The sequence below is a fragment of the Streptomyces adelaidensis genome (assembly GCF_016598475.1).
Taxonomy (GTDB): Bacteria; Actinomycetota; Actinomycetes; order Streptomycetales; family Streptomycetaceae; genus Streptomyces; species Streptomyces adelaidensis.
On the sequence record NZ_JAEMUX010000040.1, the window covers coordinates 1 to 26,307 of the forward strand.

Genomic DNA, 26,307 nt, shown 5'->3' on the forward strand with positions numbered 1-26,307 from the left:
ATGGGTCGGTCGGGGGAATCTCGCCTCGATTGCGACTGACATTGAATCCGACCTCGTTATCCCGTACGGACATTGAGCTTTGGAATCCGACTCCCGATCCTTGAAAGGGACTGTGTCGAAATGAAGTCGACCCCACGAGGAACCCTTGTCATCGCCGTCACGGGCGTGGTGGCCGCGTTGGGTGCCGGTGCCGCGACCCCCGCTGTCGCGGCCGAGTCGGTTCCCATCCTTGTGCCCCTGGACGGTGTCGAGAAGTCACACAACGTGAAACTGCCCGAGATCGGCGGGGAAGTGCCGCTGCCCAAGCAGGGGCGGCCGGACATGCCCCGGTACGTCGAGGGCCGGCTGATCCCGGAGAACACCCTGCCGCAGGTGCCGCTGGAGACCCCCCTGCCCGGCCTGTCGGCCGAGACCCCGGTGCCACGGGTCGTCGGCAAGGGTTCCGAGCGCGCCGCGGTCGACGCGCCCGCGGCCGACCTGAAGACGCTGACGCCCGGACTGTCCTTGGATGCCCCGCTGACCGCGCCCAAGCCCGAGGCCTCCGAACTCGGGACGCTCAAGAGTCCCCAGGCCGCCCTGCGTACACCGCTGCTGCGCACAGCACCGACCGCCGACGTGGGCCTCGGTCAGGCGTAGAGATACGCAACGGGAGGGGCCCCGGCGCCAGGGGGCACCCTCCCCTGGCCGGGACGGGGCAGCCGGGCAGTTCGGGGACCTGAGGGTTCGATGGGCTCGGGAAGGCCGGGAAGTCCGGCTGATCCCGGGCCTTCGGCGCGCCCTGGGGCGCCGCACGGGCTCGTGCGGCCGGTGGCTTCCTTACGCAGGCGGCGGTATGTCGTACGCGGGCTGCTCGCTTCGGCCGTCGCCGCCTCGCGGGCCAGGCGGCCGGCGCTCCCCGAGGAAGTCGCGTTCGACGACATGTACCTCGGCCACCGGTTGCGCCGTGCCGTCGCCCGACGCGAACTTGGCGGTCGAGAGCCTGCGATGGCGACGGCGATGGCACGTCGGTCTGGATGGGCGGCCGCTGCGCCTGATGCGGCTCGCGCGGACAGCACGCATCTGAGCGGTCGGCCAACACTGCTCGTGTCCCACCGCGCTCGACGCGATACGCGCGGCCACAGATGAACTGGGGCACGACCCAGCAGCCGCGGCCTCGGGGCGACCGTGAGGGAGAGCTACTCGATCCGGAGCAGTCATGCGGACGGGCGAGACGGGCGGGGTGCGGACCACCGGGTGATGACCGGGCCCTTCGCGGGGCGGGTGGCGGCATGCCACGAGGAGGTGCCGCCATCGAGTCTGACGCCGGGGCAGATGGACGACGTCGGCGAGATCTGCCGTTACGTGTGAGTCGGTGCGAGTACGGCTGAGCCCCCGGCGGTCGACACCGTCGGAGGCTCAGCCGTGTGCTGCCTGCTTGTCGGCGCCGACCCGAGGTCAGCGGCCGTGGTGCTTCTTGTGGCCCTTGCCGTCGTCCTTCTTGTCGTCCTTCTTGTCGTCCTTGTGCTCGTCGTGGTCGTCGTTGACGCACGTGTTACCGAAGGCAGGGTTCAGCAAGCCGATGATGTTCACGGTGTTCCCGCAGATGTTGATCGGCACGTGAATGGGGACCTGGACGACGTTGCCCGACAGGACGCCGGGCGAACCGATGGCCGCGCCGCGGGCATCCGAGTCCGCCGAGGCCAGCCCGGCCCCGCTGAGGACCAGGGCGGACGTACCCAGAGTGACGGTGGCCACCTTCACCATGCGAGACATCACGTTCTCCTTCAATTCGATGAACACGGCCGCACTTACGCGACCGGACGCCCCTTCAACGCGCCCGCGCACCATGGGTCACGGTGTTCATCCTGGAATCACCCTTTTTGAACAGGGAGTTCCGTTGTGTTGGCTTCTCATGCACCCGGACGCCTCGCGCGGCGGCCGGATTGTCCCCGAAGGACACCGCCATGGCGGTGTCCACGCCGAACGCACCGCGCCCTGGCAGAGGGGAGCGAGTGGGTGAGGTTGCGGGGTCGCGAGGCTGTGGCGCTGCGGGCTTCAGCTGAGGAGCCGTACCGGGGAACCCGCAAGGTAGGCCTGGATGTCCTCGACCGCCTGGCCGTAGTACGTGGCGTAGTTGGCGTGTGAGACGTAGCCGAGGTGAGGGGTGGCGAGGAGGCGGGGGGCCTTACGCATCGGGTGGTCGGCGGGGAGGGGCTCGATGTCGAAGACGTCGACGCCGGCTCCGGCGATACGGCCTTCGTGCAGGGCGGCGAGCAGCGCGTCCTGGTCGACGATGGCGGCGCGGGAGGTGTTGACCAGGTAGGCGGTCGGCTTGAGGAGGGCGAGTTCGGGAGTGCCGAGCAGCCCTCGGGTGCGGTCGCTCAAGGCCAGGTGGACGGAGACGAAGTCGCTGCCCGCGAGCAGGTCCTCCTTGGACGCGGCCAGATGGACGCCCACCTCGTCGGCGTACTCCTTGGTGAGGTTCTGGCTCCATGCCGTCACACGCATGCCGAAGGCGAGGCCCACGCGGGCCACCCGGCTGCCGATCTTGCCGAGACCGAGCAGCCCGAGCCGGGCGCCGTGCAGGTCGGCGCCGACCGTGCTCTGCCAGGGGCCGCCCTCGCGCAGGCCGTTGTTCTCGGTGACCAGGCCCCGGGCGAGGCCGAGCAGCAGGGCCCAGGTCAGCTCGACCGGTGGGGTGGAGGAGCTGGCCGTACCGCAGACCGTCACGCCGTGTGTCTCGGCGGCCGCGTAGTCGATCATCGAGTTGCGCATGCCGGAGGCGATCAGGAGCTTCAGACGGGGCAGGCGGGCGAGGAGCGAGCCGGGGAAGGGGACACGTTCGCGCAGGGTGACGACGATGTCGTACTCCGCGAGCGCCGCCGCGACGGCCTCCTCATCCGCGAAGTGCTCGGCGAAGCTCACGACATCGACGTCGTCCGCGACCGGGGACCAGTCGGTGACCTCGGTCGCGACGGACTGGTAGTCGTCGAGTACGGCGCAGCGAAGTCGCGGTCGCATGGCGAATGCCTTCCGGTCAAGCCCGTCGGGTGCCTGCCGGCCAGGACCCTCGGGGGTGCGTGGTTCGGGAGCGGGATACGCGAGTCTGGGGGGACTCTACCCAGGGTTGATCTCTGTGACCTGGGTGGCGGGAAGGCATGACGAGGGGGCGGCGCAGCGGACCCGCCCCACGGGCGACGGCGGATTCAGCAGCGCCGCCTTCCGCGGCGAAGCCGGTCGTCGGTCGGCGGGGCCAACCGGTCGAGGGTGGCGTCGCGGAGGATCCGTCCGCCCCGTGATCCGGCACGCCTGGCCGATTTCCGTCCCGGGTGACCGGCACCCTGATGGGCGACTTGCGTAGCTATTAGTCAGGTGCGGTGTCTGTCGGGTGGTGGGCCGGCGGCTGTGCCCGGAGGCGTTCCAGGGCGTCGGTCGTGGGGGCGGGCCGGAGGTTGACCACGAGCCGCGCGCGATGGCTCCGCAGTCGGCGAGGCCACGCTCTGACCAGCAAAAAGCCCTCCCGGAGGGAGGGTGGGGAGTAGGCGCCCCCGGCAGGACTCGAACCTGCGGCCAAGCGCTTAGAAGGCGCCTGCTCTATCCACTGAGCTACGGGGGCCGGATGTGGTGGCCTCGGTCTTGGTGCCCGGGTGTGGGCTGATCCGTGACGTTGCCGGGGACAAGGATAGGGCTCCCGAGTCCTTGTCCCTGTTGCTTCGCCTCCGTGGCTCAATGTGGAGGTTCGGTGAAGCGATCCTGATAATCGCAGGCAGGTGCGAATCGTGCACCTCTTTTGGCGTCTCGCGCCCCGGGTGTTGTGCACTCGTTATGCCTGCGCCCCTCTCGTCCCCTCCGTCCCATGTGCCCTGTCGGCGCGCAGGCGTACTTATATGCTTCAGAAAGTCCACAAAATTGGGCATTCTTCGCATGTGGTGACCTTGGACGTACGGCCTCAGCTGCTCGACGCGCTCTCCGCCCTGCGCGACCGTGTCGCCGCCGCGCGCTTTCCGCTGCCCCTGGCAGGGACCCCGCGCGCGCGTGCCAACCGCGACGAACTGCTCGCGCAACTCGACGACTACTTGGTGCCCCGGTTGCGGCAACCCGAAGCGCCGTTGCTCGCCGTTGTCGGGGGGTCGACCGGAGCCGGCAAGTCCACTCTCGTCAACTCCCTGGTGGGGCGGAGGGTCAGTGAGGCCGGCGTGCTGCGGCCCACGACCCGTACACCCGTATTGGTGTGTCATCCCGAGGACCATCATTGGTTCAGCGGCATGCGCGTGCTGCCCAACCTCACCCGCGCGTGGGTGCCCCAGCGGGAGCCCGGTCAGGATCCCGGCGACGAACCATTCTCCCCGGGCCGCGACGGCGAGCGCGTGCTGCGCATCGAGACCGCCGAGAGCCTTCCCCCCGGTCTCGCCCTCCTCGACGCCCCCGACATCGATTCCCTCGTCGCCGACAACCGCGTACTCGCCGCCGAACTCGTCTGTGCCGCCGACATCTGGGTGATGGTCACGACGGCCGCCCGCTACGCCGACGCCGTGCCCTGGCACCTGCTGCGCACCGCCAAGGACCACCGGGTGACCCTCGTCACCGTGCTTGACCGGGTGCCCCACCAGGTGGTTTCCGAGGTCTCCCGGCAGTACGGCGCCCTGCTGACCAAGGCCGGGCTCGGCGACGTACCCCGGTTCACCGTGCCCGAACTGCCTGAGTCCGCCTGGGGCGGCGGGCTGCTGCCGACCACCGCCGTCGCGCCGCTGCGGGCCTGGCTCACCGAGCAGGTGACCGACCCCGGTGCCCGGCACCAGGCCATGGCCCGCACCGCACACGGCATCCTGGACTCGCTGAGGTCCCGGATGCCCGAGCTGGCCGGCGCGGCGGCCCAGCAGTACTCCGCCGCCCTCCGCCTCACCACGGCCGTCGACACGGCGTACGACAGCGAGCACGCGCGCGTGAAGGGTCGTCTGCAGTCCGGTGCCGTGCTTGCCGGCGACGCCCTCAAACGATGGCGCAGTTATCCCCTCGACTGCACCGCCGGTGAACTGCTCGACGCCCTCGTCGAAAGCCTCGGCACACTGCTGTTGTGCGCCGTCACCGCCGCCGACGAGCGGATCGGCGAGGCCTGGCGCCGCGAACCGGCCGCCGTGGCCGCCGGGCTGACCGAACGCGACGCCACGCGCGAGAGCGTCGAACACCGGATCGGGATGACCGTACGACGCTGGCGCCGCGTTCTTGAGGAGTACGCCGAGGAAGAGGTGCGCGACCTCGACCGGAGCGTCGCGCCGGACGCCGAGGTCGTCGCCGCCCTGGTCGCCACGGCCCTGCTGGGCGGTCGCCGGGCCCGGTCCGCCGGGGAGGGCCTCGCCGAGCGCATCGGGGCGCACGGCGCGCTACGGCTGCGCGACCGCGGCGGGCGGCTGCTCACCGAGTACCTCGACCGCGCCCTCGACATCGAACGCGATCGCCGCCTCGCCCCCCTCGACGCACTCGACGTCCACCCCGAACCACAGGCCGAACTCATCGCCGCCCTGTCCGTACTGCAGAAGGAGAGGTGACCGCCGTGACTGCCGTCACTGACCACGCGGACCAGACCGGAGACGGCGTCCCCGAGAAGGGCGACGAAGGCATGAAGAGCGAAGAGGAGAAGGGAGGAGAGACGAAGGTCGAGGAGAAGACGGCAGAGGAGAAGAAGGCCGAGACGACAGCCGAGACGAAGGTCGAGACGAAGGCCGAGGAGAAGACGGGCGACGAGAAGACGGGCGACGAGAAGACGGGCGACGAGAAGACGGGCGACGAGAAGGCGGGCTCCGGCAAGGATGAAGCGGCAGCCGATGAGCGTGTGAGTCGCGAGAAGCAGGAGAAGCCGAAGAAGCCGAAGAAGCAGGAGAAGCAGGAGAAGCCTGAGCGGCGGGAGAGGCAGGAGCGGCGGGAGAGGTCAGAGAAGCGCGGCAAGGAGGAAAGCCACGTCCATCGCGTGCCTCTCAAGAACGTGCCCTCTGCCCCGCCTCCCAGCGCCTCTTCCGGCGACGCGACCGGCCGTACCGAATCCGGCGATGGCGGTGATGCCGGTGATCCCTGGGGCGACGGGCTGATCGCCCGGCGGGTGTCCGAGACGAGTGGGGTCGAGCGGGTGCCGGTCGTGGAGACGAGGGCTCCGGCGCCGCAGACGGCCACCCCGCTCGCGTACGACGGGGCCCTGCGGTCGCGGCTCGACGCGTTGCGGGAGCTGGTCGGACTGTCCCGTACGCGGCTGGACAGCAGGACGCTGGCGGAGGCGGGGCGGGTCCTGGACGAGGCGGCGGCGCGGCGCAGGCTCTCGGGGCAGCACACGGTCGTCGCCATCGCGGGCGCCACCGGCAGCGGCAAGTCGGCGCTGTTCAACGCGCTCGCGGGGGTCGCGATCTCGGAGACGGGGGTGCGCAGGCCCACCACGGCCGCGCCCATCGCGTGCAGTTGGAGCGACGGCGCGGCGAGCCTCATCGACCGGCTCGGCATTCCGGGACGGCTGCGCCGGCGGCCGCTGCAGAGCCCGGAGGCGGAGGCGCAGCTGCGGGGGCTCGTCCTGGTGGACCTGCCCGACCACGACTCGGCGGCGGTGCAGCACCGGGAGCAGGTCGACCGGATCCTGGCGCTGGTGGACGCGGTCATCTGGGTCGTCGACCCGGAGAAGTACGCCGATGCCGTCCTCCACGAGCGCTATCTGCGGCCCCTCGCGGGCCACGCGGAGGTCATGTTCGTCGTCCTCAACCAGGTGGACCGGCTGCCCGGGGAGGCCGCCCACCAGGTGCTCGACGATCTGCGGCGGCTGCTCGACGAGGACGGGATCGCGTTGGGGGAGTACGGCGAACCGGGCGCCACCGTCCTCGCGCTGTCCGCGCTCACCGGCGACGGGGTGGGGGAACTGCGCGAGTCTCTGGGGCAGTTCGTGGCCGAGCGGGGCGCGCCGGCCCGCCGGGTCAGGGCCGATCTGGACGCCGCCGCGGCGCGGCTGTGGCCGGTGTACGCCAATCAGCGGCGCGCGGGGCTCAGCGAGCGGTCCCGGGACGAGTTCGCCGCGCGGCTCGCGGACGCCGTCGGCGCCACCGCGGCGGGCGAGGCCGCCGAGCGCGCCTGGCTGCGCAACGCCAACCGCGCGTGCGGAACGCCCTGGCTACGGCTGTGGCGGTGGTACCAGGACCGTAGCGAGCCCCCGACGGGGCGGCTGGCCCTGACGACGCCCGTGGACGAGGAGGCCACCGCGCGACAGCGGGTCGAACAGGCCGTACGCAACCTGTCCGACCGTGCCGCGACGGGGCTGCCCGCGCCCTGGGCCCAGGCGGTGCGCGAGGCGGCCGTACGGGGGGCGCAGGGGCTGCCCGAGGCGTTGGACGAGCTGGCGGCGCGGGCCGGGGCGCCTGTGGGGCGGCCGCCGCGGCCGGGCTGGTGGCCGGTCGCGGTGCTTGTGCAGGCGTCCATGACCCTCCTTCAAGTGATCGGCGGACTCTGGCTGTTGGGGCAGATCTCCGGCTTCATGGCGCCGAACATCGGGGTACCGGTGCTGTTGATGGTGATCGGCATCGTCGGTGGTCCGGCCGTCGAGTGGAGCTGCAGACTGGCGGCACGCGGCCCGGCACGGCGCTACGGCTACGAAGCGGAGCGGCGGCTGCGGGAGGCGGCCGCCGGGTGCGGCCGTGCCCGGGTGCTCGACCCGGTCGCGGCCGAGTTGCTGCGGTACCGGGAGGTGCGGGAGCAGTACGGGCGGGTGCTGGGGGCGGCGCCGGTGGGTTGAGGGGCGGCGGTGGTGGATTGAGGCGCGGCGCTGTGGGGTGAGGCGCGGTTCTTGGATGAACAGTTCACCCCGTCGGGTGACGGAGTTGTCCACAACCGGCGGGTAGTACACAGCGCTCAGCGGGCTCGGCCCGACGGCGGCAGTCTGAACACGCGGCGATCACAGCACATCGGTCCACACCGCACCACATCGCATGGTGTGGCGCGGCGGGGCTTGGTGCGATCACCGCGACGGACGCAGCAGCCGTACGGGACGGGCCCGTACGCGTGTCCGGTCGGCACCGGGGTCGGTGCCGGCGTGAAGGAGGGGTTCGCGAGATGAACGAGACGATCGTGTGTGTGGTGGGGAACGTGGCGACCCAGCCGGTCTGCCGGGAGTTGTCGACGGGGTCGTCGGCCCGGTTCCGGCTGGCGGTGACCTCGCGGTACTGGGACCGGGAGAAGAACGAGTGGACCGACGGCCACACCAACTTCTTCACGGTGTGGGCGAGGCGCACCCTCGCCGCGAACGTGGCGTCGTCCGTGTCGGTGGGCGATCCGGTCGTGGTGCAGGGACGGTTGAAGGTACGCACCGAACAACGGGACGGGCAGAGCTGGGTTTCGGCGGACGTCGACGCGGTGGCGATCGGCCACGACCTGTCGCGGGGCACGGCCGCGTTCCGGCGGACGCCCAGGGGAGAGACTGCGGTGCCGGCCCAGCCCCGGTCCCGGCAGCCGGAGCCGAACTGGGAGACACCCCCGCCAGGCAACCCGCTCGACGTCGGCGCGTCCGAACTCGGCCTGGAGACAGCTGGTGTGACGTGACATCAGGTCGCAGGCCGAACTGCGGCTTATCGGCGAATGCGTTGCGATCGGTCCTCGTGCACATCTCATCGATTTGTCGATAAGTGCTGTTCGCGAGCTGTGCAGGCGATAACGATTCCGATTCGGATCGCTTGTCCGACGATACGACTGGGAAGAGTGGTGCGCCGCATCCCTAGGATGCCCGGCATAGCCCACGGGGCTTCTGATTCTGCTGGTGGGACCACAACCCCCCACGTCAACGGGTCCTGCTCGAAGGGAAATTCTGTGGTTTCTTCGTTCTCGGCGTCGTTCGCCACGTGGTCCGCGCGCAGGCGATGGCAGGCCCGCCTCGCGGCCGTGTCCCTCGCGTCCGGACTCGTCGTCGCGGGTGCGATCGTCGCCGCGGGCCCGGCCACCGCCGACGAGGCGGTGCGGAGCTCGGGCGGAGCGACCGCGACCATAGGCGGCCTGAAGACGTACGGGACGGCCGTGCTCCGGACCGACGGTCAGGAACAGCAGCTCCCGGCAGGCCTGTTCGAGATGTTCGTCGACGGCGGCGGCACCCTGCAGACCTACTGCGTCGACGTCCAGAACCCGACGCAGAAGGACGCCAAGTACCAGGAGACCCCCTGGAGCGGCACCTCGCTCAACGCCAACAAGGACGCCGGCAAGATCCGCTGGATCCTGCGGAACTCCTACCCGCAGGTGAACGACCTCGCGGCACTCGCTGCCAAGGCCGGTGCCAAGGGCCTCACCGAGGAGGACGCGGCGGCCGGCACGCAGGTGGCGATCTGGCGCTACTCGGACGGGGCCGAGGTGACGGCCCTGGACCCGCAGGCCGAGAAGCTCGCCGACTACCTGGAGAAGAGCGCACGGAACCTCGCGGAACCCGCCGCCTCGCTGACACTCGATCCGCCGGCGCTCTCCGGGCGGGCGGGTGAGCGGCTCGGCCCGGTCACCGTGCACACCAATGCGGACGGTGTGACCGTGACCCCGCCCTCGGAGACGGACGGGGCGAAGGTCGTCGACGCGGACGGCGAGGCCGTCACCTCGGCAGGCGACGGCACCGAGCTGTACTTCGAGGTGCCCGAGGACACCGCGGACGGCTCGGCCGAGCTGACCGTGCAGGCCTCGACCACCGTGCCGGTCGGCCGCGCTTTCGCCTCCCAGACCCGCAGCCAGACCCAGATCCTCGCGGGCTCCAGCGAGTCCACGGTCTCCGCGACGGCCACCGCGCACTGGGGCGAGAAGGGCGCGATACCCGCACTGTCCGCTGAGAAGAACTGCGCCGAGGGCGGCCTCGACATCACGGCCGCCAACGAGGGCGACGAGGCCTTTGTCTTCGACCTGATGGGGATCACCTACACCATCGAGGCGGGCGAGACCCGGACGGTGACGATCCCGCTGCAGGAGGACCAGGCGTACGACTTCACGATCAAGGGGCCGAACGGCTTCGCGAAGCAGTTCCGGGGCGTCTTCGACTGCCGGACGGAGACCGAGGCCGGTGCGGGCGGTGACTCCGTCCAGACGCTGAGTGAGCCGAGCCCGGCGACTGTGGGCGGGAACACGGTCTCCGACTCCGGCACCGACCTCGCCGAGACCGGCAGCTCCGGTGCGACCCCGGTGATCGGGGGCGTCGCGATCTCCCTGCTCGTGATCGGCGGCGCGGTGATGATCGTCCTGCGCAAGCGGGAGCAGTAGGCAGCCGTGGGAGCGGTGAGCAACAGGCCGACGGGCAGAGATCCTTGGCAACTCAACAGTGAGTGACCGCGCGGTGACACGTGCGTGTGACGCGGCCCCGGTACGCCCCCCCCAGGCGCCGGGGCCGTGTCGCTCGTCCGGGGGGTTCACCATCCGGTTTCCGTCAAAGGCTGGCCGTGCGGCAAGATGGGTGGTACTGCCCACTGCCAGATCTCAAACTGCCGGACGGTTTCTCTTGGCTGAGTACATCTACACGATGCGCAAGACGCGCAAGGCGCACGGCGACAAGGTGATCCTTGACGACGTCACGCTGAGCTTCCTGCCCGGCGCGAAGATCGGTGTGGTCGGCCCGAACGGTGCCGGTAAGTCCACCGTTCTCAAGATCATGGCGGGCCTTGAGCAGCCCTCCAACGGTGACGCGTTCCTGTCGCCCGGCTACACCGTCGGCATGCTGCTGCAGGAACCGCCGCTGGACGAGTCCAAGACGGTTCTTCAGAACGTGCAGGACGGCGCCGCCGAGATCATGGGCAAGCTCAGGCGCTTCAACGAGGTCGCGGAGCTCATGGCGACCGACTACTCCGACGCGCTCCTCGACGAGATGGGCAAGCTCCAGGAGGACCTGGACCACGCGAACGCGTGGGACCTGGACACCCAGCTGGAGCAGGCCATGGACGCCCTGGGCTGCCCGCCCGGCGACTGGTCCGTCACCAACCTGTCCGGTGGTGAGCGCCGCCGCGTCGCGCTGTGCAAGCTGCTGCTCGAAGCCCCCGACCTGCTGCTCCTCGACGAGCCCACCAACCACCTGGACGCCGAGTCCGTCCAGTGGCTGGAGCAGCACCTCGCGAAGTACCCCGGCACCGTCGTCGCCGTCACCCACGACCGGTACTTCCTCGACAACGTCGCGGGCTGGATCCTGGAGCTCGACCGCGGCCGCGCCATCGGCTACGAGGGCAACTACTCCACGTACCTGGAGAGCAAGCAGTCCCGCCTCAAGGTCGAGGGCCAGAAGGATGCCAAGCGCGCCAAGCGGCTCAAGGAAGAGCTGGAGTGGGTCCGCTCCAACGCCAAGGGCCGCCAGGCCAAGTCCAAGGCCCGCCTCGCCCGCTACGAGGAGATGGCGGCCGAGGCCGACAAGATGCGGAAGCTGGACTTCGAGGAGATCCAGATCCCGCCGGGCCCGCGCCTGGGCAGCGTGGTCGTCGAGGTCAACAACCTCAGCAAGGCCTTCGGCGAGAAGGTCCTGATCGACGACCTCTCCTTCACGCTGCCGCGCAACGGCATCGTGGGCATCATCGGCCCGAACGGCGCCGGCAAGACCACCCTGTTCAAGATGATCCAGGGGCTGGAGACGGCGGACTCCGGTTCGATCAAGGTCGGCGACACGGTCAAGATCTCCTACGTCGACCAGAGCCGCGAGAACATCGACCCCAAGAAGACGCTGTGGGCCGTCGTCTCCGACGAGCTTGACTACATCAACGTCGGCCAGGTCGAGATGCCCTCCCGCGCGTACGTCTCCGCGTTCGGCTTCAAGGGCCCGGACCAGCAGAAGCCGGCCGGGGTGCTCTCCGGCGGTGAGCGCAACCGTCTGAACCTGGCGCTGACCCTGAAGCTGGGCGGCAACCTGCTGCTCCTCGACGAGCCGACCAACGACCTCGACGTCGAGACCCTGTCGTCGCTGGAGAACGCGCTGCTGGAGTTCCCGGGCTGCGCCGTGGTCGTCTCCCACGACCGCTGGTTCCTGGACCGAGTGGCGACACACATCCTCGCGTACGAGGGTGAGTCCAAGTGGTTCTGGTTCGAGGGCAACTTCGAGTCGTACGAGAAGAACAAGATCGAGCGACTGGGTGCGGACGCCGCCCGTCCGCACCGCGCCACCTACAAGAAGCTGACCCGGGGCTGATCGATCTTGCGGCATATCTACCGCTGCCCACTGCGCTGGGCGGACATGGACGCGTACGGCCACGTCAACAACGTGGTCTTCCTCCGCTACCTGGAGGAAGCCCGTATCGACTTCCTGTTCCGCCCGGAGAAGGACTTCAAGCAGGGGTCCGTGGTGGCACGCCATGAGATCGACTACAAGCGGCAGTTGGTGCACCGGCATCAGCCGGTGGACATCGAGCTGTGGGTCACGGAAATAAGAGCGGCGTCGTTCACGATCACCTACGAGGTGAAGGACCCGGACCAGGTCTACGTCCGGGCCTCGACGGTGATAGTGCCGTTCGACTTCGCGACCCAGCGGCCCCGCCGGATCACCTCCGACGAACGCGAGTTCCTGGAGGAGTACCGGGACGACACGGCGGAGGCCGTCGCCGCATGACGGTGCTCCACCTCGCCGACGAGGGGGAGGCGGCGGATCTCGCGGCCTTCCTCTCCCGGCTGCTCCGCTACGACCGTGGGGCCGCGGTGCGCCTCCAGGCAGCCGGCACCGCACTGGCCGTCTTCGGCCGGCCGCCCTCCTTCGAGGTCCTCGCGATCCGCGCGGTACGGCTCGCCAAGCCGTACGAGAACGGGCTCGACGTCACGTTCGACATGACGGTGTCGGCCGGTGAACTCCTGGAGTCCATTGACGAGCCGGCCGGCACGGCCGTCGTTCCGGAGGCCGTGACCGGGCCGCCGTGGGCCGGAGTGCTTCCTCCGCGCGGTGGCTGGCGGCCGGAGGCGGGGCTGCCCGCGCCGGACGCGTTGCGGGCGATGGTCTCCGCGGCGGTGCGGGAATTCCGGTCCCGCACCGAGGAGTTGACGCCCGAGCGGCGTACCCGGGCCGAACTCGACCGGGTCGGGCGGGAGATCTGGTCCCGGCCGATCGGCGACACCGCCCTGCCGGTACGGGCCGTGCACGCGGCACAGTCGCTGGGCTTCCTGCGGCCACCGGGCGGCCCCGCGGCGGGAGAGCCGGTCCTGTTCTCGTCGGGCGCGTGGCTCAGGCTGCGCACGCCGTACGGGTCGATCGCCGTACGCAGGGCGGGGCTCGGGGCGTTCGACGTCAGCGTTCGCTGAGTCCGGCCGGCCGCGCGCCGGTCAGCTCGGGGAGTTCACCATCGAGGCCGCCGCGTAGGTGAGGTAGTTCCACAGCGTGTGCTCGTGTTCCTCGGAGAGGTTCAGTTCGTCGACGGCGACGCGCATGTGCTTCAGCCAGGCGTCGTGGGCGGCGCGGTCGACGGCGAAAGGGGCGTGGCGCATCCGGAGGCGGGGGTGGCCGCGGTTCTCGCTGTACGTGGTGGGGCCGCCCCAGTACTGGATCAGGAACAGCGCGAAGCGGTCCTCGGCCGGGCCGAGGTCCTCCTCGGGGTACATGGGCCGCAGGATCGGGTCCTCGGCGACACCCTCGTAGAAACGGCGCACGAGCCGCCGGAAGGTCTCCTCGCCACCGACCTGCTCGTAGAAGGTCTGCTCCTGAAGCGTGCCGCGCCGAATCTCTTTCACGTCTCCCATGGTCTCAGACGGGGAGACGGAGGACTCAAGGCTTAGGACCACCGAAAATCCGGGCTCAAGGTGCGGACCGGTCGATTCCGGACCGGGCCGTCGTGGTGCTCGCGTCTGGCGGCGTCGCGCAGCACAGTGGAGGTATGGGCACGCACGCTGTCGACCACGACCTGGAACGCCTCGCCGCCGAGGCCCGCGCGGCGCTGGTGCGCGAGATCGAGGCGAGCGGGGCGTGGGACGCCGATCCCGTGTGGCGGAAGGCGTTCGAGACGGTTCCGCGGCACCTCTTCGTCCCTTACTACTACGTCGGCGTCATGGGTGGCTTCGAACGGCTGTGGGGTGAGGAACGTGACCCCCGGAGGCGGGAACGCTGGGTGCGGGGCGCGTACGCCGACGCCCCGCTCGCCACCCGGATGCGCGACGGGGAGCTGATCTCCTCCAGCAGCCAGCCCTCGCTGATGGCGAAGATGCTGGCCGAACTGGAGGTGGAGGACGGCGACCGGGTGCTGGAGATCGGCGCCGGGCCCGGTTACAACGCCGCCCTGCTCTGCTACCGGCTGGGCGACGACCGGGTCACCACCGTCGACCTGGACGCCGACATCACCGAGGCCGCGCGCCGCCATCTGGACGCCGCCGGGTACCACCCGACCGTCGTCACCGGGGACGGAGCGCGCGGGGTGCCCGAGCGGGCGCCGTACGAGCGGATCATCGCGACCTGCACCCTGCACTCGATCCCGCAGGCCTGGCTCGCGCAGTGCGCCCCCGGCGGCCGCATCCTGACGCCGCTGGCCACGGGGCTGGTGCGGCTGCGGGTCGACGACGCCGAGCACGCCGAGGGGCGCTTCCTGCACACGTCCGCGTACTTCGTGCCGCTGCGCGGGGGCGGCGAGCCGGAGGCGGTGCACCCGCATCTGGGCGGGCTGCCGCGCAACGCCAGGGAGCACGAGCTCTTCCGGTTCCTGCTGGCCCTGACGGCGGGCAGTCTCGACCCGCACGAGGCGCTCGCCCTCTGGCAGCGCGAGGACATGCCGTCCCGGGAGCGCTACGGCATCACCGTCCGCGGCGACCACGCCTGGGCCTGGCTGGACGACCCGGAGGGGCCCTATGCCTGGCCCCTGCCGACCTGAGCGCACTGACCGGGCCCACAGGTCAGGGCCGACCGAACCGGCCGGCCGGCCCTGATCCTTTCGTTCGTCCGGCGGGTCAGCCCCGGCGGATCGTGATCGTCGTCCAGGCGCCCACGTGTACCCGGTCCCCGTCCTGAAGGGGGATCGGCACGAAGGGCTGGATGGGCTCCTCGGAGCCGTTGACCGTGGTTCCGTTGGTGGAGTTCTGGTCGACGACCGCCCAGCTGCCGTCCGGCTGCTGCACCAGCACCGCGTGCTGGTGGGAGACGCCCGGATCCTCCGGCGGCACCGAGAGATCGATGTCGGGGACGTCGCCGGTGGAGTGGCGGCGGCGGCCGATGGTGATCTGGTTGCCGGTGAGGGCGCGCTGCTGCTCGGGGGAGTACGCGGGCAGGTTCAGGCCGGCGGCCTCGGGGCCCGAGCGGTGCATCATCGCCATGAAGTAGTCGCGGTCGGGGCCGATGGTCGCGCTCCAGGACATCGGCGCCTGCGGGTACGAGGGGCCGGGCGGGGCCTGGGTCGTGCCGGGCTGCGGATAGCCGTAGCCGCCGCCGGGGCGAGACCCCGGACCGCCGGGACCGGAAGGCCCACCGGGACCACCGGAGCCGCCGGGACCGGACGACGGCGGGGAGATCACCCAGTCGTCGTCACCACCGAAGGACGGGCCGCCGGACTGCGGACCGCCGGGTCCACCACGACCACCCGGTCCACCGAAACCACCGGGTCCACCCGGTCCACCGGGACCGCCAGGACCTCCGTGCTGCGGTCGCCCGGTCTCCTGCGGGAAGGCGGGCGGCGCCGACTGCTGGAACGCCTGCGGCGCGCCGCCGGGACCCTGACCACCGCCATGACCTTGACCATTGCCGGGTCCCTGACCACCGGGACGACCCGGTCCGCCGGGCCCACCGGGGCCGCCAGGTTCGCCGAACACATCCGGTCCGCCGAACGCACCCGGCCCACCGAATCCACCGGGGCCGCCCGGCGTAGGGCCGGGCGGCGGAACCGGACGTGAGGGATCGCCGCCGAAGCCCGAGGGGCCGGGGCGCGAAGGATCGCCACCGAACGCGGACGAGCCGGGCTGACCGGGCCCGGGCTGACCGGGCTGGCCCGAAGGCCCGCCACCGAACCCGGAAGGACCACCCGGCCCCGACGGGCCACCCGGATGACCGGGACCACCGGGACCACCCCGTCCCGACGGATCCCCGCCGAACGGCGGCGGCCCGGGCGGGCCCGGCGGAATCGGTTCGGCGGGACGGTTCATCTGCGAGGGGCGTGAGCCCTGGTAGTCGTACCCGTCACCGTCACCGCCGCCGCCGCCGAACGACGGCGGCGGCTGCTGGAAGCGGAGTGCCGGGTTCCCGCCCGGACCGGAACCGCCGCCGGGACCAGGGCCTTGACCGGGTCCCTGGCCGGGTCCGGGGCCAGGACCGCCCGGTCCCGCGCCGGGCGACGGCGCCGCGGGTCGCGGCGCGGCAGGCATGTACGTCGTAGCCGTGTTGGTCAGGAAGTTCCACCGGCACTCCTCGCAGAAGGGCGCGCCGCCCTCGCGGGGCGTGCGGCACTGCGGGCAGAGTTCCGGTGCGGCGAGGTGCGGGCGTCCGCCGGGGCCGCCCGCGCCCGGAGGCGGGGGAGGCGAGCCGGGCGGCGGGTATCCGTAACCGGCGCCCGGAGGCGGCGGTGGTGGCGGCGGGGGTACGGCACCGGCCATACGGTGACCGCAGACCTCGCACCAGTCGTCGGAACCCGACTGGTGTCCGTTCGGGCAGGTCGGCATGTCGGCGCTTCCCCCTCTCCTTTCCGGCCTCTCGGCCGGGTCCGGTGACCCACTGAGGGCCGTGGCGGCCGCTTCGGGCCGGTACAGCCGTTTCTGCCCGGATTCCCCAGGGGAAATGCCGGGCTCGCCAGTGGTTCTGTTTCTGGCTCGCTCTGCTTGCTTCGCTTACTTCTTTACACGAACAGTCTTTGTCGACCGAGTCTCGAGAGTCATCTCGTCGGCCTCCGTGACCTTCGCCTTCAGTCGCACAGTACCTGTCGCCGCGTCGACGACGTCCACCACCTTCGCAAGCAGTTTCGCAGTATCCGCGTTCCCCGACGCGCTGGCGAGCTGAACGGCCCGTCCCAGCTTGGCCGTTGCTCCGTCCATATCGCCCGCTTTACGGGCATCAAGGCCCTGTTGGATGACTTGCGCCAGTTCGGCCTGACCTGTGTAGTGCGCGACCTGGGGGTTGATCGAGGTGGAGGCGACCATGTCGTCGGTCCAGACGGCCTTCACCAGACCCTGGGCGCCGAGGTTCTGCGCGGATCCGTCGGGCTGCGGGATGACCAGGGACACGCGGGCGGCCAGCATCTCCTGGCCGAGGGCCGCGGACGGGACCTCGACGCAGACGTGGTAGTCACGGGACTCGTCTCCCCAGGAGCCGGTCGGGTAGTCCCCGGCGCGCGGTCCGGACTCGGTGCGACGGGCCGTCAACTCCTCGACAGTGGGCGCCACTTGCTTCACGAACTTGATCTGCGTGCCGACCGGTGTCCACAGCCGCAGCGCGACGTCCGCGACCTCCTTGCCCATGGCCGACTCCATCATCTGTGTGAAGTCGGCGGCGAGGGCGGCCGGGTCCGCGACGATGTCGGCGGTGCCGAGCAGCGCGGAGGCGATCTGGGTGACCTCCTTGACCTCCCAGTCGGTGCCCACTCCACGCGCGTCACACGTGAACCGTCCGGCACAGGCGTCCAGCGCGGCCTTCAGATCCTCCGGCGACTCGTGTTCGTTGCGGCCGTCGGTGAGCAGGATGCCGTGGCGTATGGCGACGTCGGCCGAGGCGAGCAGCCGGTCGGCGAGCTTCAGCCAGGTGCCGATCGCGGTGCCGCCGCCCGCGCTGAGCTTGCGCAGCGCCTGCCTGGCCTGGTCCCGGGTGGCGGAGTCGGCGACCGCGAGCCGGCCGCCGCCGGGGTAGACCTCGCGGGCCACATGGGTGCCGTCGATCACCGCGAAGTGGACGCCGTCCCGCAGGGTGTCGATCGCGGCGGCCGTGGCGTCGCGGGCGTTGCGCATCTTGGTCGGCGGGTAGTCCATCGACCCCGAGCAGTCGACCATGATCGCCACGGCGGCGGACGGGCCCTGGCCAGGCGAGTAGAGATGCGGCGCGGCGACCGCGCTGCCGATGGTGCCGCCGCCGGTCGCGCTGACCGTCACGATGGCGTTGACCTCGCGGCCGCCTTCGGGCAGGTACTCGTTCTGGTACACCTCGACCGAGAACTGCGGCACGTTCGACTTCGAGAAATTGGCCATGCCTACTCTGATCCCCCTAGCGGCCCCACAGCACGTGGGGTGATGACTGTGCGTGCCTGTGCCCGGACCGGTCCCCTCCGGTCCGTCGGCCGTTCCCGTCCGGCCGCCGAGGTGCCCGCGGGCATCCCGCCCGCGAGCATCCTCAGGCCGATCCTGCCCCCTGAGGAGGGGCCGGGAACGGCAGGACGGCCACTGTTACGTTGTCGTGGCCACCGCCGTCGAGGGCTCGGCCGACCAGAACCTGGGCGCAGTGCAGTGGTCGCAGGGCCGCGTCCAGGGGCACGGCCTCGGCCATGTCCTCCGCCGCCTCCGCGTAGTTCCACAGTCCGTCGGTGCACACCACCACTACACCCGGCCGGTCCGGTTTGAAGGAAGCGGTGTGCGGCTCCAGTTCGTACGCGTCCGCGCCGAGCCAGCCGGTGATCGCGTGGGCGCGCTGGTCGGCGTACGCCTCCGCCTCGCTCATCAGTCCCGCGGACACCATCTGTGCCGCCCACGAGTCGTCCTCGGTGAGCCGGGCCGGAGGGGCGCTGCGGTCCACCGGGACCCAGTAGGCGCGGCTGTCGCCGACCCAGCCGACGACGAGCAGGCTGGGAGTGACGACGGAGCCGACGATGGTGCACGCCGGCGCGTTCTGGTGCGGGGCGTGCTCCGCGGCCGTCTCCGGCTCCTCCGCCAGGGCGTTGACCGCGGTGGAGGCGGCGACGATCGCGTCGTGCATCGCCTGCTGCGGGTGGGTGCCGCGCGGCAGGGATTCCAGCAGCGTCTCGCCCGCGGCGCGGGCGGCGGCCAGCGAGGCGTCGTCGGGCCGGGTCGCGGAGGACACGCCGTCGCAGACGATCGCGACGACCGCCGGGGAGCCGTCGGGCAGCGCGGTCGAGGAGATGGCGAACGCGTCCTCGTTGCGGTGGTGGCGCAGGCCCCGGTCGCTGACCGCGGCGACCGCGCCCAACTCCAGCTCCATGTGGTCGCGTTCGCGTGGCTGGGCGTGTCCGCAGTTCTCGCAGTAGCCGTCGCGGTCGACCCGGCCCGCGCGGCAGGCCACGCACACCTTCGTGCCGGCCGGCGGTGTGGCCGGCTCGGCGGTGCGCGGATCCGGCGGCAGGGGCGCGGCCAGCGGGTACTCGTCGGGCTCGGGGTGCCGGTCGAACCGTACGCCCCGCCCTGGACCCGGCAGATCGCCGCCGCCCGAGTCGGTGCCAGGGATGTCGGCGGGCCGCACCAGCGGCGCGGGGGTGTCCGTGCTCGGTTCGGAGGCGACGGGCCAGTCCACGGGCGTGGCTTCGTCCGGCGCGTCACCTGCCGTCCCGTTCATGGTGATGGTCGGCTGGTCCGCCGGCGGTGCGGGCACCGCCGACAGGTCATGGCCGCACGCACCGCAGAAGCGGTCGTCCGAGGCGAGGGGCCACTCGCAGATCGGGCACTTCGTCAGCGCGGTCGGCTGGGGCATCTGCGACATGAACTACACCCACGTCCGGGGGCGGTAACGGTTGGCTCGTTCCACCAGGTCGATCCTCTCCTCGCCGCCTTGCGCGAGCCGGGCCAGTGTGCGGTACGACCGCTCCAGTCCGAAGCGGAGGCCGCGCTCGTCCAGCGCGCTGCCGAGCAGCACCCGACCGCCGGCCGGGGGCGCGGCACCCTGGCCCCCGGAGAGTACCCAGTCCAGGGCGCAGCCAAGGACCTCTGTGGACAACTGCTCACGGCGCACCGCGTCCAGACCGTATCCGTCGAGCGCCTCGACCTGGCCCGCGGCGGCGGTCAGATCGTCCAGGAACGACGCGTCCTGGGACGGCACGGCCATGGCCGCCGCCGTCCCGGACCCGAGCGCCGCGTCGGTACGGTGTCTGAGCCGCGCCCGTACGGCGGCGACCCGGGCGGCGGTGTAGTGGATGGACGCCTCCGGTACGGACTCCAGGGTGCCTACGGCGTTCTGCCGGTCCCCGGCGGTCAGCCGCACCCGGGCGAGCCCGAACGCGGCGCTGACGAAGCTGGGGTCGGTCGTCCACACCAGGCGGTAGTACTCGGCCGCGTTGTCCAGTTGCCCCAGCACCTCGGCGCACAGGCCGAGGGCCAGCTTGGGGGCCGGTTCGCCCGGGAAGGCGTCGTAGATCGCGTCGAAGGACAGCGCGGCGTTCTCGTGGTCGCCGGTGGCGAGCGCGGTCACGCCCCGGTACCAGACCACCCGCCAGTCGTCGGGGTGGTCCCGCTCCAGGGCGTCCAGCGTGGTCATCGCGATGGTGAACTCGCCCATTTCGAGGCGGGCCCGCAGCTCCCGCAGCCGCAGCTCCAGCGAGCCGCTGGGCGCCGCGTGCAGCGCCGTGATCAGCTCGGCGGGCGCGGAGGCGATGAGGCCCGCCAGGAACCCGGCGTTCGGGTCCCCAGGGTCCACGCGCGGGACGGGCAGCGCGAGCGCGGCGGCGGCGGTGTCCAGCCGCTTGGTGAGCCGGGCGGCGGAAGGCACGGCCTCCGCGCCGCCGGCCGACGGGGCGGGCGTACCGGGAAGCGAACCGGAAGACGTACCGGAGGACGAACCGGAAGGCGAGCCGCCGTTCTTGGCGGACGCCTTCTCGCGCCGCGTCCCCAGCAGGGACGTCGGCACCACCCGCGTCCCCAGCCGGGACACCTCCCCGGCCGGCTCCGCGAACAACTCCGTGTCCGTGACCTTCACTTCCGGCCCGAAGATCGTGGACAGGGCGGGCCGCGCCCGGCCCGTCTGCAGCGAGACGACCTCCCGCAGCACACCCGTCAACTGCTCCGACATCTCCTGCGCGGAGCCGAACCGGCGGGCCGGGTCGGGGTCGGTGGCGCGTACCAGCAGGCGGTAGAAGGACTCGTACTGGCGGAAGACCTCGATGTTGTCGGGGTCGGGCAGGGAGTCCACGAAGACGTTCGTGTAGCCCTGGAAGTCGAAGGTCAGGACCCCGAGGGTACGGGCGACCGTGTACAGGTCGGAGGCGACCGACGGGCCGGCGTCGGCGACTTCGGGGGCCTGGTAGCCGACCGTGCCGTAGATGGCCGACTCGTCGTCGTCCATCCTGCGCACCGCGCCCATGTCGATCAGCTTGAGCTGGTCCTCGGTCTGGATCGCGTTGTCGACCTTGAAGTCGCAGTACAGCAGGTTGCGGCTGTGCAGATGGCCGAGGGCCTCCAGCGCCTCGATGCCGTACGCGCAGGCCTGCTCGACCGGCAGCGGATCGCGGCGGCCGTCCGTCGTGCGGCGGTCGTTGGCGATCTCCTTGAGGGACTTGCCGCCGACGTACTCCATGACGATGTACCCGTCGAGGGAGCCGGTGCGCTGGTCGAGGTGCTCGACGAAGTTGTAGATGCGGACGATGTTGGAGTGCTCGATCTCGGCGAGGAAGCGGCGCTCGGAGATCGCGGCGGCCATCGCGTCCTGGTCGCCGGTGTCGAGGAGGCCCTTCAGCACCACCCACCGGTCCGAGACGGCCCGGTCTATGGCCAGGTAGATCCAGCCGAGGCCGCCGTGCGCGAGACAGCCCACGACCTCGTACTGGCCGCGCACGATGTCGCCCGAGTGCAGCTTCGGCACGAACGAGTACGGGTGGCCGCACTTGGTGCAGAAGCCCTCCGTGCGCCCCGGCCGTTCACCGCGCGCCCGGCCGACCGGCGCACCGCAGTCGGAGCGGGAGCAAAACCGCTTCCGCTCGGGCACCTCGGCGGTCTCCAGGACCATCGAACGCGGGTCCGGGCGCGGTACGTCCGGGACCTGGACGAGGCCGACGCCGAGCCGGGCCCGCCCCGAAGTACCGGAGGTCTTGCCGGAGCTGCGCACCGACACCGAGCGGCCCGTCGACTTGCCCGACAGGGCGCGGGAGAGCCGGCCGGAGACCGAGCGCCGGGACTGCGAGGAGCGCGTCGACGACCGGGAGGAGCGCGAGCTGCCGCTGGAACCGGAGCCGCGCGAGCCCCTGTTGCCGGTGATACCGGTGGGCGGGGAGGTGACCATGCCGCTCGCCGAGACGACCGGCGCCAGACCGCACATGTCGCAGTACAGCTCGCCGCCGCCCACGTCCTCGTACGATCCCGAGCAACCGGGCCGCTGACACGACTGCTGCCCGCCCTCTTCGCCCGCCTCGTTCACTTCCTCTTCCGTCTGACTCACGATTCCTCCTCCCTCCGGTCCTGAGGCTCACGCCGGGCCGGCACCGACTGGCCCAGCAGCTCGACGGCCGCGTGCTGGTAGCGCAGCACCGCCTGCTCGGCGACGCGCAGGTCGCAGGGGGCGCTCCACAGCATGCGGCGCGCCGCGTCGTACCGCTCGACGAGCAGCGAGTCCTCCGCGAAGCCGTGCCGGGCGACCTTCGCCTTGTACGCGTCGAGCCGGCCGCGCAGCTCCGCGCGGATCGCCAGCGGCGCGGTGACCGCCGTCAACGACTCGCGGGCGCGCAGCAGTTCGTCGTCGGCCTTCTGCTCCAGGGACTCCAGGAGCGGGGAGAGCCGGTGCCACTGCGCGTGTCTGCGGTAGTCCGCCGCCATCGCCAGCTGTTCCTGCAGCACGGTCGGCGGACCGCCCACCACGGGCACCTCGGTCGCGGCGATCTTCGCCAGCACCTCACCGCGCGCGCTGCGCGCCTCGGCGAGCGTACGGTCCGCGCGGCTGAGCACGTCCCGCAGCTTCACCAGCCGCGACTCCGCGTCCTGCCGGACCGTCAACACGGCGTCGATCTCCCGCCGCACGTCCTCCAGCGCGCGCGCCTCGCGGTCGTACGTCGAGGTGTCCGGGCGGCCCCCGCCGGGCGCGGAACTGCCCGGTGCGCGGACCCAGAAGGCCAGCGGGTCGGAGATGACCTGCTCGCGGAGCCGGGTCAGGGTATGGGTGATCCGCTCCAGGTCGTCGCCGGCCGGGTGCTCACCGGGGCGTACGCCGACGGAGTGCGCGAGCTGGCGGACGCGCTGGAGCTCGGCGGCGAGCAGATCGATGCGGGCGGGCAGCGCGGACCACACGGCGTCGGCGGCGACGACCATGTCGAGCGAGGACGCGTACAGGTCGTTCATCCGGTCCACGAGCGTGACCAGCGAGAACTGTTCACTGAGGCGGCTCGCACCCTGCAACGTCGGCGCGTTGGCCATCGCCGTGGCCGAGCCGGCGACCGTGACGGCCTCGCCGCGCAGCAGCTCCGTCAGCTCCACCAGGTCCTCACGGCTGGACCAGCGGCGCCGCGAACGGATCTCGCGGGCGGAGCGCAGCGCGTCCGCGTACGCGTCGAAGTACGCCCACAGCAGCGTGATCGACGCGTCCGCCGACGTCCAGCGCTCCTTGGTGACGCCGGTCAGCGCGGCGCCTTCGAGCAGCCTGCGGCCCGCGTGGTCCTGGAGGGCGAGCAGCGAGGTCTCGATGGCCTCGTGCTCCGCGCCGAGCCGCGCGAGCGCACGGTCCACCTCGTCCCGGTCCATCACCGGCCCGGTGGATCCCGCGACGCCCATCGATCACCTCTCGCTGCTGTCGGTGTGGGTCATTGGAGTTCGGTCGGTCGCCTTCAGTCGCTGTACTTCTGGGGGGTCGGCGGCCGGGAGTTCGTCGAGCTCTTGCCGAGGGTCGGCGAGAGCCACTTGTCGTACGAGGTCTGCCAGCCGTCCTTGAGGTAGTCCACCAGCACCTGATTGACCTGGCGTACCAGATCGTCCGCCTCCAGATTCATCGCCACGCCGTAGTACTCGGTGGTGAACGGCTCACCCGTCAGCTCGACCGTCGGGTCCTGTGCCGCCTGGCTCGCGGCGAGCGCGCCGTCGGTGATCACGGCATCGGCCTCGCCGAGCTGGAGCCGTACCAGACAGTCGAGTTGGTTGGGGACCTTGACTATGTCGGCGGGGGTGACGAACGCCTTGCCCGCGTCCTCATCGTCCTCGAGGCGGCCCAAGGCGGTGGAACCCGAGGCCACACAGACCTTCTTGCCGGTCAGCGTCTTGTCGTAGCCCTTGACCGTCGAGGACTTGGGCGCCAGGACCTGCTGTCCGGTCTCGAAGTACGGCTGGGAGAAGGCGACCTGCTCCATACGGTCGCAGCTGATCGTCATGGTGCGGACCACCATGTCGACCTTCCCGTCCTGGAGGGCGGGAATGCGCTGGATCGTGGGAACCGCCTTGAAGCGCACCTTCTTCGGGTCACCGAGGATCTTCTCCGCGATGCGGTGCGCTATGTCGATGTCGAAGCCCTCCAGCTCGGCCTTCTCGTCCGTGTTGTTCGGGTCGCGGTAGCCCCACCGGTAGCTGTTCTGGTCGACGCCGATGGTGATGAAGTCGTTCTTCCTGATCCGCTCGATCGCGTCGCCGGTCGCGCTGCCGGAAGGGCTGAGGCTCTGGTCCTGGGGGGCGCCCTCGGTCTCGCAGGCGTCCGTCCGCGCCTGGGTGCCCCGGGCGACGCCCTGGCCGCCGGTGCCCGTGGAGCCCTCGCCGCGTGTCCCGCTCACCGGCAGCACCAGGGCGAAGATCACGGTCAGCGCGCAGAGGACCGCCATCGCGCCGACGCCGCCCCAGCCCCTGAGACCGGCTCGCAGGCGTCGCACCGCACTCATCGCTCCGCCTTCCACCGTGTCCCCTTCCGCCGCCGTCACCGGTACTCCGAAAGCCTGCGCCCGATGCCCAGCACCGCGCCGGCCGCGCCCAGCACCGCCAGTACGGCGGCGCCCACCGGGAGCCCGGTCATCGCGTCACGGCCGCCCTGGGCCGCCTGCGTGAACTCCCTCTTCTCGTGCTGGAGAGCGATGTCCAGGTTGTCGTCGACATTTTTGAAGCAGTCGCCCGTCGGCTTGTCGCCCGCTTCGCATTCGGACGTCGACCTGCCGCCGATCACCTGACTGAGCGCGCACTGATAGTCGCCCAACTCGTCGGCGGCGCGGGCGCTCTCGTGCCGGTCCAGCCACTCCTCCATGTTGGCGACGGCGGCCTTCACGGGCTTCGCGCCGCTGTCGTCGTCGGCGAGACTCTGGGCGGCTGCCAACTGCTTCGTGAGGTCGTTCATGTCGGCGTCGAAGCTGTGGTCGAACGTGTCCACGTCCTTCTCGTCGCCGTCGATCACGACCTTCTCCGTCTGCGCGCCCCGGCTGATCAGCGTCAGGTTCTCGTTGCCGCGGGCTTTGAGGGAGGCGATGCGGGCGTCGTTCAGCACGGTGAGGGACCGTACGCCGTTGTCGTAGGAGTCGTTGAGTCCCGAGCGGGCGAGGGTGTGGCCGGCGACCAGCCACAGCAGGACGATCGTGGAGGCGGCCGTCGCCGCGACCAGGCCGTGGTTCAACACCCGGTTCGTCCGGCGGTAGTTGCGGTGCTGGGCCCAGACGAGGCCGCCGAGGGCGAGGACGCCGAGAGCGATCGCGGCCCACGGGTACGACGTGGCGTCCGCGTAGTCGTCGCGCAGCCGCTCGTTCTCGTTGTCGTAGATCTCCTTGGCCTTGAGGAGCATGTCCTGCTGCATCTTGTCGTTCGCGTAACGCAGGTAGGCGCCGCCCAGGGGGTAGCCCAGCCGGTTGTTGACGCGGGCCCGCTCGACCAGGCCCTTGTACTCCGGCAGCAGTTCGTTCAGCTCGCGGACGCGCTGCCCGGACTCGGAGTCGGGGTCGGAGGCCGAGGCGGCGGTGGCCAGGTTCTCGGCGGCCTCCTCGATCTCCTGCTCGTACTTCGCACGCGACTCCGGGGTCTCCTGGCCGCCCGCGAGGAAGCCGCTGGAGGCGGCCGTGTTGGCGTCGGCGAGGGAGCTGTAGATGTTGGCCGCCGCGGAGCTGAGGGGCTGGCTGCCGTGCAGCACGTCGTCGGCGGCGCTCGCGCGGTCGTTCATCTGCCAGGCGGTGACGGAGCCGAACGCGACGACCAGGAGGGCGAGGACGGCGCCGATGATGCGCAGCCGCCCCGGCTCGGTCGTCGCGGCGGCGCGCAGCTGGTCGACGCCCTCCGCGAACGCCGTCCGGCGGGGCGGGCCGCCGTCCGGGGCCGGGGGCGCGACGGGTGACCGGGACGCGTGCGTGGCCTGCGGTGGCACGGCCGGTACCGGGCCCGCGGGTGGTGCCGACGGCGGCGCGCTGCCCTTCGGCGTGTATGTCACCTGACCTCCCCCTGGTCATCCGTCCATCGCTTCCGCCCCGTCATGCGGGCGGAGGTGCACGGCCGCAAGTATCGCCGCCGGGACTGACAACGCACAGGCCTTGACTCGATCTTGTGCCCCGATCGTGTCCGTACGTCGTGTGGTTGTCGAATTCCGGCGCGGCAGAAGGCTTCCCGCACCACCCCCTTCCCATGAAT

At 71.2% G+C, this 26,307-nt stretch carries 19 protein-coding genes and 1 tRNA gene; 9 read left to right on the plus strand and 11 right to left on the minus strand.

What is annotated here, in order from left to right; all coding sequences use genetic code 11:
- Nucleotides 1-120: 120 nt before the first annotated feature.
- Nucleotides 121-636: a hypothetical protein gene (locus I8N67_RS22775; RefSeq protein ID WP_200305031.1), complete on the plus strand. Its 516-nt coding sequence runs from the start codon at nt 121-123 to the stop codon at nt 634-636.
- Between the two features lie 798 nt (nt 637-1,434).
- Here the strand turns inward: I8N67_RS22775 and I8N67_RS22780 are convergent.
- The 3 genes from I8N67_RS22780 to I8N67_RS22790 all read right to left on the minus strand — a co-directional run bounded on the left by I8N67_RS22780 (nt 1,435) and on the right by I8N67_RS22790 (nt 3,595).
- Nucleotides 1,435-1,752 carry a chaplin gene (locus I8N67_RS22780; protein WP_200305032.1) on the minus strand — a complete coding sequence of 106 codons (318 nt, stop codon included), beginning with the start codon at nt 1,750-1,752 and terminating at the stop codon, nt 1,435-1,437.
- Nucleotides 1,753-2,034: 282 nt separating this feature from the next.
- Complete coding sequence (locus tag I8N67_RS22785; RefSeq protein ID WP_200305033.1) at nt 2,035-3,000, minus strand: D-2-hydroxyacid dehydrogenase family protein; 966 nt, start codon at nt 2,998-3,000, stop codon at nt 2,035-2,037.
- Between the two features lie 522 nt (nt 3,001-3,522).
- Nucleotides 3,523-3,595: transfer RNA gene (locus I8N67_RS22790), tRNA-Arg, on the minus strand.
- Between the two features lie 310 nt (nt 3,596-3,905).
- Here I8N67_RS22790 and I8N67_RS22795 point away from each other — a divergent pair.
- The 7 genes from I8N67_RS22795 to I8N67_RS22825 all read left to right on the plus strand — a co-directional run bounded on the left by I8N67_RS22795 (nt 3,906) and on the right by I8N67_RS22825 (nt 13,218).
- Nucleotides 3,906-5,525 (plus strand): dynamin family protein, encoded by a 1,620-nt coding sequence (locus tag I8N67_RS22795; protein WP_200305034.1) that lies wholly within the window; start codon nt 3,906-3,908, stop codon nt 5,523-5,525.
- Nucleotides 5,526-5,530: 5 nt separating this feature from the next.
- A complete protein-coding gene (locus I8N67_RS22800; RefSeq protein WP_200305035.1) occupies nt 5,531-7,738 on the plus strand; it encodes a YfjP family GTPase in 2,208 nt (735 codons plus the stop codon).
- 317 nt (nt 7,739-8,055) lie between these two features.
- On the plus strand, nt 8,056-8,541 hold the full coding sequence (locus I8N67_RS22805; RefSeq protein ID WP_200305036.1) for a single-stranded DNA-binding protein: 486 nt from the start codon (nt 8,056-8,058) through the stop codon (nt 8,539-8,541).
- A 264-nt stretch (nt 8,542-8,805) separates the two neighbouring features.
- Nucleotides 8,806-10,221 carry a TQXA domain-containing protein gene (locus tag I8N67_RS22810; protein ID WP_307835324.1) on the plus strand — a complete coding sequence of 472 codons (1,416 nt, stop codon included), beginning with the start codon at nt 8,806-8,808 and terminating at the stop codon, nt 10,219-10,221.
- A 235-nt stretch (nt 10,222-10,456) separates the two neighbouring features.
- On the plus strand, nt 10,457-12,121 hold the full coding sequence (gene ettA / locus I8N67_RS22815) for an energy-dependent translational throttle protein EttA (RefSeq protein WP_200305038.1): 1,665 nt from the start codon (nt 10,457-10,459) through the stop codon (nt 12,119-12,121).
- A gap of 6 nt (nt 12,122-12,127) precedes the next feature.
- The gene (locus tag I8N67_RS22820; RefSeq protein ID WP_200305039.1) at nt 12,128-12,538 is read left to right on the plus strand and encodes an acyl-CoA thioesterase; all 411 of its coding nucleotides are present in this window, start codon (nt 12,128-12,130) and stop codon (nt 12,536-12,538) included.
- Nucleotides 12,535-13,218, plus strand: a complete 684-nt coding sequence (locus I8N67_RS22825) for a DUF8010 domain-containing protein (protein ID WP_200305040.1) — start codon at nt 12,535-12,537, stop codon at nt 13,216-13,218. Before I8N67_RS22820 ends, I8N67_RS22825 begins: the two co-directional genes overlap by 4 nt.
- A 21-nt stretch (nt 13,219-13,239) precedes the next feature.
- On the opposite strand, the gene I8N67_RS22830 is transcribed toward I8N67_RS22825, so the two are convergent.
- Nucleotides 13,240-13,653 carry a globin gene (locus I8N67_RS22830; RefSeq protein WP_200305041.1) on the minus strand — a complete coding sequence of 138 codons (414 nt, stop codon included), beginning with the start codon at nt 13,651-13,653 and terminating at the stop codon, nt 13,240-13,242.
- 134 nt (nt 13,654-13,787) lie between these two features.
- Here I8N67_RS22830 and I8N67_RS22835 point away from each other — a divergent pair, with 134 nt between their 5' ends.
- Entirely contained in the window at nt 13,788-14,771 is a 984-nt protein-coding gene (locus I8N67_RS22835; protein ID WP_200305042.1) for a methyltransferase domain-containing protein, read from the plus strand.
- Between the two features lie 76 nt (nt 14,772-14,847).
- Here I8N67_RS22835 and I8N67_RS22840 read toward each other — a convergent pair whose 3' ends face one another.
- The 7 genes from I8N67_RS22840 to I8N67_RS22870 form a co-directional block, all read right to left on the minus strand.
- On the minus strand, nt 14,848-16,545 hold the full coding sequence (locus I8N67_RS22840) for an FHA domain-containing protein (RefSeq protein ID WP_200305043.1): 1,698 nt from the start codon (nt 16,543-16,545) through the stop codon (nt 14,848-14,850).
- Nucleotides 16,546-16,710: 165 nt separating this feature from the next.
- Nucleotides 16,711-18,057: a vWA domain-containing protein gene (locus tag I8N67_RS22845; RefSeq protein ID WP_200305044.1), complete on the minus strand. Its 1,347-nt coding sequence runs from the start codon at nt 18,055-18,057 to the stop codon at nt 16,711-16,713.
- 142 nt (nt 18,058-18,199) lie between these two features.
- Nucleotides 18,200-19,516, minus strand: coding sequence for a PP2C family protein-serine/threonine phosphatase (locus tag I8N67_RS22850; protein ID WP_200305045.1), 1,317 nt, complete (start codon nt 19,514-19,516; stop codon nt 18,200-18,202).
- Between the two features lie 3 nt (nt 19,517-19,519).
- Nucleotides 19,520-22,180, minus strand: a complete 2,661-nt coding sequence (locus tag I8N67_RS22855) for a serine/threonine-protein kinase (RefSeq protein ID WP_200305046.1) — start codon at nt 22,178-22,180, stop codon at nt 19,520-19,522.
- A complete protein-coding gene (locus tag I8N67_RS22860) occupies nt 22,177-23,502 on the minus strand; it encodes a hypothetical protein (RefSeq protein ID WP_200305047.1) in 1,326 nt (441 codons plus the stop codon). The genes I8N67_RS22855 and I8N67_RS22860 overlap by 4 nt, the downstream gene beginning before the upstream one ends.
- 53 nt (nt 23,503-23,555) lie before the next feature.
- Nucleotides 23,556-24,590, minus strand: coding sequence for a glutamate ABC transporter substrate-binding protein (locus I8N67_RS22865; protein WP_234046128.1), 1,035 nt, complete (start codon nt 24,588-24,590; stop codon nt 23,556-23,558).
- A gap of 35 nt (nt 24,591-24,625) precedes the next feature.
- Entirely contained in the window at nt 24,626-26,110 is a 1,485-nt protein-coding gene (locus I8N67_RS22870) for a CHASE3 domain-containing protein (protein WP_200305049.1), read from the minus strand.
- Between the last annotated feature and the right edge of the window lie 197 nt (nt 26,111-26,307).

Bases quoted from the DNA above. Each gene is read 5' to 3' on its own strand.
- I8N67_RS22825 (WP_200305040.1), top strand. From the start codon at position 12,535: ATGACGGTGCTCCACCTCGCCGACGAGGGGGAGGCGGCGGATCTCGCG.
- I8N67_RS22775 (WP_200305031.1), top strand. From the start codon at position 121: ATGAAGTCGACCCCACGAGGAACCCTTGTCATCGCCGTCACGGGCGTG.
- I8N67_RS22865 (WP_234046128.1), bottom strand. From the start codon at position 24,590: ATGAGTGCGGTGCGACGCCTGCGAGCCGGTCTCAGGGGCTGGGGCGGC.
- I8N67_RS22860 (WP_200305047.1), bottom strand. From the start codon at position 23,502: ATGGGCGTCGCGGGATCCACCGGGCCGGTGATGGACCGGGACGAGGTG.
- I8N67_RS22805 (WP_200305036.1), top strand. From the start codon at position 8,056: ATGAACGAGACGATCGTGTGTGTGGTGGGGAACGTGGCGACCCAGCCG.
- I8N67_RS22850 (WP_200305045.1), bottom strand. From the start codon at position 19,516: ATGTCGCAGATGCCCCAGCCGACCGCGCTGACGAAGTGCCCGATCTGC.
- I8N67_RS22835 (WP_200305042.1), top strand. From the start codon at position 13,788: ATGGGCACGCACGCTGTCGACCACGACCTGGAACGCCTCGCCGCCGAG.
- I8N67_RS22780 (WP_200305032.1), bottom strand. From the start codon at position 1,752: ATGTCTCGCATGGTGAAGGTGGCCACCGTCACTCTGGGTACGTCCGCC.
- I8N67_RS22845 (WP_200305044.1), bottom strand. From the start codon at position 18,057: ATGGCCAATTTCTCGAAGTCGAACGTGCCGCAGTTCTCGGTCGAGGTG.
- I8N67_RS22830 (WP_200305041.1), bottom strand. From the start codon at position 13,653: ATGGGAGACGTGAAAGAGATTCGGCGCGGCACGCTTCAGGAGCAGACC.
- I8N67_RS22840 (WP_200305043.1), bottom strand. From the start codon at position 16,545: ATGCCGACCTGCCCGAACGGACACCAGTCGGGTTCCGACGACTGGTGC.
- I8N67_RS22785 (WP_200305033.1), bottom strand. From the start codon at position 3,000: ATGCGACCGCGACTTCGCTGCGCCGTACTCGACGACTACCAGTCCGTC.